8 protein-coding genes are annotated in these 6,558 nt (G+C 65.5%); 2 read left to right on the plus strand and 6 right to left on the minus strand.

The genetic code is table 11. The features are described from left to right. Positions 1–1,273 (plus strand): ATP-binding cassette domain-containing protein (locus tag VK519_RS14310; RefSeq protein ID WP_324350843.1); only part of this gene is annotated, 1,273 nt, incomplete at its 5' end. A 127-nt stretch (positions 1,274–1,400) separates the two neighbouring features. Beyond that, a complete protein-coding gene (locus tag VK519_RS14315) occupies positions 1,401–1,658 on the plus strand; it encodes a hypothetical protein (protein ID WP_324350844.1) in 258 nt (85 codons plus the stop codon). A 510-nt stretch (positions 1,659–2,168) separates the two neighbouring features. Here VK519_RS14315 and VK519_RS14320 read toward each other — a convergent pair. The 6 genes from VK519_RS14320 to nagZ form a co-directional block, all read right to left on the minus strand. Then, on the minus strand, positions 2,169–2,906 hold the full coding sequence (locus VK519_RS14320) for a copper homeostasis protein CutC (RefSeq protein WP_324350846.1): 738 nt from the start codon (positions 2,904–2,906) through the stop codon (positions 2,169–2,171). A 2-nt stretch (positions 2,907–2,908) separates the two neighbouring features. After that, positions 2,909–3,913: a glycosylasparaginase gene (locus tag VK519_RS14325; RefSeq protein WP_324350847.1), complete on the minus strand. Its 1,005-nt coding sequence runs from the start codon at positions 3,911–3,913 to the stop codon at positions 2,909–2,911. A gap of 85 nt (positions 3,914–3,998) precedes the next feature. Further along, on the minus strand, positions 3,999–4,202 hold the full coding sequence (locus VK519_RS14330) for a cold-shock protein (protein WP_250625642.1): 204 nt from the start codon (positions 4,200–4,202) through the stop codon (positions 3,999–4,001). A gap of 142 nt (positions 4,203–4,344) precedes the next feature. Then, positions 4,345–5,088, minus strand: a complete 744-nt coding sequence (locus VK519_RS14335; protein WP_324350849.1) for an S-methyl-5'-thioinosine phosphorylase — start codon at positions 5,086–5,088, stop codon at positions 4,345–4,347. After that, a complete protein-coding gene (locus VK519_RS14340; RefSeq protein ID WP_324350850.1) occupies positions 5,078–5,641 on the minus strand; it encodes a hypoxanthine-guanine phosphoribosyltransferase in 564 nt (187 codons plus the stop codon). Before VK519_RS14340 ends, VK519_RS14335 begins: the two co-directional genes overlap by 11 nt. Then, positions 5,638–6,558 (minus strand): beta-N-acetylhexosaminidase (gene nagZ / locus VK519_RS14345; RefSeq protein WP_324350852.1); only part of this gene is annotated, 921 nt, incomplete at its 5' end. The genes nagZ and VK519_RS14340, both read right to left, overlap by 4 nt.

A 6,558-nucleotide genomic window follows, 5' to 3' on the forward strand; every position in this document is an offset into this window, starting at 1 on the left:
CACCATCCCGCGCCTGGCGGGTCTTACCGCCCTGGTCATCCCGGGCGTGCTGCTGCCCATCCTGGTCTTCGGCCGCCGCGTGCAGAAGCTCTCGCGTTTCAGCCAGGACCGCCTGGCCGACGCCTCGGCGATCGCCAATGAAACGCTCAATGCAGCCACTGCGGTGAAGGCCTATCACCGCGAGGACATCGAAAGCCGTCGTTACGGTCATGCCGTGGACCGCGCCCTGGATACCGCGCGCAAACGCATCGGCGTGCGCTCGCTGCTGACGATGGCGGTGATCGTGCTGGTTTTCGGCGCGATCATCCTGGTGCTGTGGGCCGGCGCGCGGCAGGTACTTGCCGGTGAACTCACCGCCGGCGTGTTGAGCCAGTTCGTACTGTATGCGGTGTTCGCCGCGGGCTCGGTGGCGGGCCTTGCCGAAGTGTGGGGTGACGTACAGCGTGCCGCCGGAGCGATGGAACGCATCGGCGAGCTGCTGGCCGAAAAGCCCGGCATTGCCGATCCGGCGCAGGCAGTTGCCCTGCCGAGCCCCTTACGTGCGTCGCTGCGCTTCGACAGCGTCACTTTCCACTATCCGACCCGCGGTGACATTCCCGCACTGAAGGATTTCTCGCTGGAGGTGAAACCCGGCGAAACCGTGGCCCTGGTCGGCCCTTCCGGGGCCGGCAAGAGCACCGTGCTCGGCCTGCTGTTGCGTTTCTACGACCCGCAGACGGGCAGCATCCGCCTCGACGGCGTGGACTTGCGCGCCCTCACCCTGGCGGACCTGCGCGGTGCCATTGCGCTGGTGCCACAGGACACTGTGATCTTCGGCGGCAGTGCCGCGGACAACATCCGCTTTGGCCGGCAGGACGCCAGCGACGAAGAGGTGCGCCAAGCCGCACGCCTGGCCGAAGCCGACGGATTCCTAAGCGCCCTGCCCGAAGGCTACGCCGCCGCCATGGGCGAGCGCGGAGTACGTCTTTCCGGTGGTCAGCGCCAGCGCATGGCGATCGCCCGCGCGATCCTGCGTGATGCGCCGCTACTCCTGCTCGACGAAGCCACCTCGGCTCTCGATGCACAATCGGAAGCGGCGATCCAGCACGCACTCGAACGGCTCGAGCAGGGCCGCACCACGCTGGTGATCGCACACCGGCTGGCAACCGTCAAGCGTGCCGACCGCATCGTCGTCATGGACGGTGGCCGCATCATCGCCCAGGGCACACACGAGAGCCTGCTGCGCGAAGGTGGTTTGTATGCAGAACTGGCACGGCTTCAATTCGTTGCCTAGGTAAAGCAACGACGACATGCCACGCTCGCCAAGCTGACGCGTGGCGTCAACCTCGGATGATATTCCCTGCGGCGCCGCCAGCCTTTAATGGCACTGCGGCAACTGGCCGCGTCCAGGTTTTCCCCTCATGAATATTCGTTACAAAATTGCCTTCGCCTTGTTCACGGTATGCGCGTCCAGCGGGGCACTCGCCAACACCTACCACCTGAGCGATGTGGGTCATGGATCGACTGTCAACGAAGCCCTGAAGAACGTGCAAAGCCAGATCAGGGCCAAGTGCAAGTCATTGGGTGGCCACATTTCCAACTTCAAGTCAGGTCCGTTCGGCAAAGAGAACGGCCGCTGGTACTACAACATGACCGGCACGTGCGTCGGCGCAAACTAACCGGCCGATCGTTAACCCCCTCCGGCGTGCGCAAGCGGACAGAGGTGTAGGGCTTACCTGACATCAAAGTCAGCCAACGCCGGTATGAAGAGTCCTCCCTCTCCGGCTTAATGTTCTCCATCGGAAGCGGCCGCCAAACGGCCCGTCACACATGGAGCAGGTATGCGATACCCCCTTTGGTCCGCAATGGTTCTGTTCGTCGCCACGGCGCCCCTGACCACCATGGCGCATTCCGCCAATGCACCTTCTCCAGACGTGGAGCCTGCCCACGCCAGTTTCACCTGGCGGGCGTGGGCAGATAGCGAATACCTCGCCGACCGCGATGCGGGCATCGACGCGGCGCGTTTATGCAAGAAGATGGGGGGGGAAAGGTCGTCGACCAGGAAAGTCTCGGCACGCTCATGCTGGGCAATGGCAGCTGGCACGCCACAACCAGGGTGACCTGCTTGACGAACTAGTCGGCCTCGCTCCCCGGTTCGCGGTGCATGTGGCAAGGCGGCCAGCAGGACTTTACCGTTCGCTGACGGCCTTCGAAGCGATGGCGGCAAGCGCCTGAACAATCGCGGCAACCTCGGCTTCGTCGGTTCGCCATTCGCCGGCATCCATGCTCAAGCCCACCCCCTTGGGCTGGCGCGACGGCAAGCGCTGCTTGGCCGATGCGTGGAACTCGCTCAAGCCTGTCAGTCGCGCCAGCTCAGCGACGTTACCCGAGGTTACGCCGGCGCCCGCCATGATCGCGATGCGATGGTTGGCGCGCGAGGCCATCGCGCGGATGACCGACGCACCCGCGTGCGCGTGCGCCCGGCTGCCGGAGGTACGGATGCGTTCGCATCCGGCAGCGATGACATCATCGACGGCCGCCACCGGGTCGGCGCTGACGTCGATGGCGCGATGGAACGTCACGCCCATCGGGCCTGCCGCTTCCACCAGCTCCCGGCAGCGCGGATGCACACGGCCGGCTTCGTCGAGCGCCCCCACGACCACGCCGTCGCACCCCAGCCGGCGGCAATGCGCGATGTCGGCGTGCATCAGGTCCCATTCGTAGGGGGCGTACACGAAGTCGCCGGCGCGGGGCCGCACCAATACGTAGAGCGGAAGCATGATCGCCTCGCGCGCCATGGCGATGGTGGCATGCGAGGGCGTCACCCCGCCCTCGGCCAGCGACGCGCACAGCTCCACGCGGCCGGCGCCGCCATCGCGCGCGGCGATCGCCGATGCCACCGAATTGGCCGCCACTTCCAGCAGCATGGTCAGTAGGTGCTCTTGCCCGGGATCAATGCGTCCCGCTTCGCCGCATCGCACACCGCGTACGAGAAGCCCTTTTGGATGGCCCAGGCGCCCACTTCGCCGGCGCGGTTCATGGCCAGGAAACCGACCTGGATCTCCTTTGCCGTGGCCGGCTTCCTGCGGATGATGCGCTCGACCGCCTCCCGGCAGGCGTCCTGCGGCGAACGTCCTTGCCGCATCAATTCCACCACCAGGAAACTGCCGCAATTGCGTATGACTTCCTCGCCCACGCCGGTGGACGTGGCGGCGCCCACTTCGCCATCGACATACAGCCCGGCACCGATGATCGGGCTGTCGCCTACCCGCCCGCGCAGCTTCCACGCCATGCCGCTGGTGGTACATGCGCCGGACAGGTTGCCGTGGGCGTCCAGGGCCAGCATGCCGATGGTGTCGTGGTTGCGCGCACCTCCCGGGAGGTTGCGGAAATCCTTCACCTCGCTGTTGATCGACGGCCTGTATTTGGCTGTCTTCAGCCACTCTTTCCAGGCCTTTTCCGATTCGGGCGTCAGCAGTTCCTCGCGGGGGAAACCCTGTTCCATGGCGAACTGCAATGCACCCTCGCCCACCAGCAGCACGTGCGGGGTTTTCTCCATCACCGCGCGCGCTACCGAAATGGGATGGGCGATGTGTTCGATGGCAGCCACCGCGCCGCAATTGCCGGCCTGGTCCATGATGCTGGCATCCAGGCTCACATGGCCATCGCGGTCGGGATAGCCTGCGCGGCCCACGCTGTGGTTGCGAAGATCAGCCTCCGGGATGCGCACGCCGGCTTCCACCGCATCAAGGGCACTGCCCCCCGCCGACAGTACCTTCCAGGCGCCCTGGTTGGCGGCCACGCCGAAATCCCAGGTCGACACGACCCGTGGCTTGCCCACGACGGCTGCGGGCACACCGCGGGCCACGCCACCGGTGGCAAGGACTGCCGAGCCCAGCACGGAAGCCTGGATGAAGCGTCGACGATCTGTCATCTACAAATTCCTTGCCGTTTCAAAGAAAAACAAAAGCCCCGCGCATTACGGCGCGGGGCTCGTGTCTTCAGACCTTGCTAGTCGTTCAGGCTGGCGTGACGTTGGACGCCTGCTTGCCTTTCGGACCCTGGGTAACCTCGAAGGTGACCTTCTGGTTCTCCTGAAGGGACTTGAAGCCATTACCCTGGATCGAGGAAAAGTGGACGAAAAGATCCTCCCCACCACCGTCGGGCGTAATGAAACCAAAGCCCTTCGCATCGTTGAACCATTTAACCGTACCAGTCGCCATTGCTAAAACCTCTGCATCATTGACTAAAAATGCACCCCTGCAAGTGGGTCCGGTTGTGTTAGGCCCCCGCCTGCCCCCCTGGTGCAGGCAAAGTATCACCATGTTTGCTGGCAAAACACAACATGTTCTGCACGGGTGATTCCTAGGAATCGACCAGCCCGGCCAGGATTGCCGGTACCGCGGCAGTGGCCGCGGCCAGATGGGCGAAGATTTCCTCGATGCTGATCTCGTCCTCGTCCGCCACCCCGGCCGCCCAATTGGCCACCAGCGCCAGGCAGGCATATTCAAGGCCCAGTTCGCGGGCAAGAACCGCCTCAGGCATGCCCGTCATGCCGACCAGGTCGCAGCCATCGCGTCGCATCCGGGCAATTTCCGCGCGGGTTTCAAGCCGGGGGCCCTGGGTGGCGCCGTAACAACCGCCATCGACCACATCGATACCTGCCGCGGCAGCAGCGGCCACCAAAGCCTTCCGCAGGGACGGGGTATAGGGATCGGAAAAATCGATGTGGCGGACCTCGGCTCCCTCCACATCACAGAAACTGGTCAGGCGGCCGTGGGTGTAATCGATGAGCTGGTCGGGGACGACCACGGCGCGAGGGCCCATGTCGTCCCGGATGCCGCCGACGGCATTCACGCCGATCACCCGGCTGGCACCGATGGAATGCAGCGCCCAGACGTTGGCGCGGTAATTCACCCGGTGCGGAGGCAAGTCATGGCTTTCCCCGTGGCGGGCCAGGAATGCTAGCCGTCTGCCGCGGAAATCGCCGACAACGATGTCACCCGATGCCTTGCCGTAGGGGGTGTCCACCGCCTGGCGCGAGGGATTGCCAAGGCCCGGGAACTGATACAGGCCACTGCCGCCGATCACGGCAAGGTCAATGCTCATGGGAAACCTTATCGGCGAGTGCGTAGATGGCAGGCAGGTTACGGGCCTGTTCGTTCAAGTCCATGCCGTAACCGAACACGTAGCGGTCGGGAACATCCACGCCGTTGAAATCAGCCTGGATGCCCTCGGCACGGCGGCCATGCAGTTTGGTGCACATCACCGCCACCAGCACCCGCCTGGCACCCATGCGCAGGCAGGCATCGCGCACGGCCTTGAGCGTATGGCCCTCGTCGAGGATGTCATCGACCAGCAGCACGATGCGCCCCTCCAGGGGCACCACGGGCTCGCGCAGCCAGTGAAGCTCGTGGCCGGTGATACCGCCGCGGTACCGCGTGGCATGCACATAGTCGAATTCGAGGTCGGTCCTGATGGACAGCGCCAATTGCGCGGCGAACAACAGTGCGCCGTGCATGACGGTCATGAAGACCGGCCGCTCGCCTTCCAGCGCCAGGTCGATCTGGCTGCCCATGCGCGCGATCTGGGCCTCGACGGTGGCACGGTCGAAGAGAATATCGGCCGTCGCCACGGCTTCGGCCAACGGGGGGATGCTCATGCGGACTCCAGGGCAGTGACGCGCGCGACGAAACGGTCGCGTTGGGGATTGTCTTCCAGGCCCGCCCAGGTGGCACCGATGGTGGCGCGCAAGCCGGCGATGGGACTGGCAGTGTCGGCCGGGCGACCCGACACGGCGGCGATCGCCTCGGGCACGACGTCCGGGAAACAGGCCAGCACCAGGTCGCAGCCGGCGTCGAGGTGGGCGTCTACGCGGTCAGCCACGCTGCCATGGACTTCGGCCGCCTTCATGCTGATGTCATCGCCGATCACCGCACCTCTGAAACCCAGTTCCCCGCGCAGGATCGATCCGATCCACTCCGGCGAGAATCCGGCGGGCCGGTGGTCCACCGCGGGGTAGGTCACGTGCGCCACCATCACAGCCTCGGCGTGGGCTTCGATCGCCTCGACGAAGGGTGCCATGTCGGCCATGTCCAATTCGCTACGACTCCGCGGATCGGTGGCCGCCGCCAGGTGGGTGTCCGCCGCCACCGAGCCGTGGCCCGGGAAGTGCTTGAGCACCGCCGCCATGCCGGCCAGGTGCATGCCACGCACATAGGCCTGGCCCAACTCACCCACCACGGCGGGGTCCGCATGGAAGGCGCGGTTGCCGATGGCGGCACTGCCACGGGCGAGGTCGAGCACGGGGGCGAAGCTGAAATCGATACCGGTGGCGCGCAGCTCGCTTGCCATCACCCAGGCGTGTTCCTCGGCCAGGCGCACGGCCTCGACCGGGTCGCGGTCGTAAGCCAGGCCAAGCGTCGACAGCGGCGGTAGCCGAGTGAAGCCTTCGCGCAGCCGCTGCACGCGGCCGCCTTCCTGGTCGACGCAGACCAGCATGTCCTCACCGCCAGCCTCGCGGATGGCATCGACCAGGGCGATCACCTGGTCACGGCTGCCGGTGTTGCGTGCAAAGAG

Source organism: Pinirhizobacter sp. (assembly GCF_035317885.1).
Lineage (GTDB): Bacteria > Pseudomonadota > Gammaproteobacteria > Xanthomonadales > Rhodanobacteraceae > Pinirhizobacter.